A 1,136-nucleotide genomic window follows, 5' to 3' on the forward strand; every position below is an offset into this window, starting at 1 on the left:
CGGGCCCGGGTCGAAGAGGGACAGCTCGCCGATCAGCTCGCCGGGGCCGAGGACGGCCAGCATGTTCTCCCGGCCGTCGGGGGAGGTGCGGTGCAGCTTGACCTTGCCGTCCGTCACGACGTAGAGCCGGTCGCCCGGGTCGCCCTCGTGGAAGAGGGTGTCGCCGCGAGCCAGGGTCACCTCGGCCATGGAACCGCGCAGCTCAGCGGCCTGCTCGTCGTCGAGCGCCGCGAACAGCGGTGCGCGCCGGAGAACGTCGTCCACGAGTTCCTCTCCTTGTCGGCCTGGGTTCGGCCGGGGCCCGGGGCGGCTACGGTCAGGGGGTCGCCAGGTTGCCCCACATCATGCCGGACGCCGCGACAGTGCTATCAGTCACAAGTTTGACGCACGTCGGCGGCGAAGCCCACGCCAGGGGCCCCTTCGGTGGGTCATGGCGCGGGGACCCGGCGAATGTCGGTGGGGCCGTTTACGCTGGCCGGGTGGCTGAGACCCCGTGGGGCGCGTGAGTCGCGCGGGGGATGCGACAGGCGAAGGAGAGGGCCGGACGGGTGAGCGCCAACAGGGATTCCGCCGAGAGCGAACGCGCCGGGGCCGCGCGGGTGAGGCCCGCCGCGGGCGGCCGCGGGGAGACCCGGCTCGGCATGGTCCGCCGCGCCCGGAAGATCGACCGCGTCCTGGGCGAGGTGTATTACTACGCCCATCCCGAGCTGGACTTCGAGAACTCCTTCCAGCTCCTGGTGGCCACCGTCCTGTCCGCCCAGACCACCGACCTGCGGGTGAACCAGACGACCCCCCGCCTCTTCGCCGCCTACCCCACGCCCGAGGACATGGCGGCGGCCGACCCGGCGGCGCTGGAGGAGCTGATCCGGCCCACCGGCTTCTTCCGCAGCAAGGCGAAGGCGCTCATAGGGCTCTCGGCGGGGCTGCGCGACCGGTTCGGCGGCGAGGTCCCCGGGCGCCTGGAGGACCTGGTGACGCTGCCGGGCGTGGGCCGCAAGACCGCCCACGTCGTGCTGGGGAACGCCTTCGGCAAGCCGGGCATCACCGTGGACACGCACTTCCAGCGGCTGGTGCGGCGGTGGCGGTGGACGGAGCAGAAGGACCCGGAGAAGATCTCGGCGACCTCGGCCTCGATC

2 protein-coding genes are annotated in these 1,136 nt (G+C 72.6%); one reads left to right on the forward strand and one right to left on the reverse strand.

Annotated features, from left to right (window positions below):
• The coding region (locus D7231_RS35390) for a Crp/Fnr family transcriptional regulator (protein ID WP_147449910.1) at positions 1–264 on the reverse strand (264 nt) is incomplete at its 3' end.
• Positions 265–518: 254 nt separating this feature from the next.
• Between D7231_RS35390 and D7231_RS35395 the strand changes: the two genes are divergently transcribed.
• Positions 519–1,136 (forward strand): endonuclease III domain-containing protein (locus tag D7231_RS35395; protein WP_147449911.1); only part of this gene is annotated, 618 nt, incomplete at its 3' end.

Origin of the sequence: Streptomyces klenkii (assembly GCF_003626645.1) — a bacterium.
Taxonomy (GTDB): domain Bacteria; phylum Actinomycetota; class Actinomycetes; order Streptomycetales; family Streptomycetaceae; genus Streptomyces; species Streptomyces klenkii.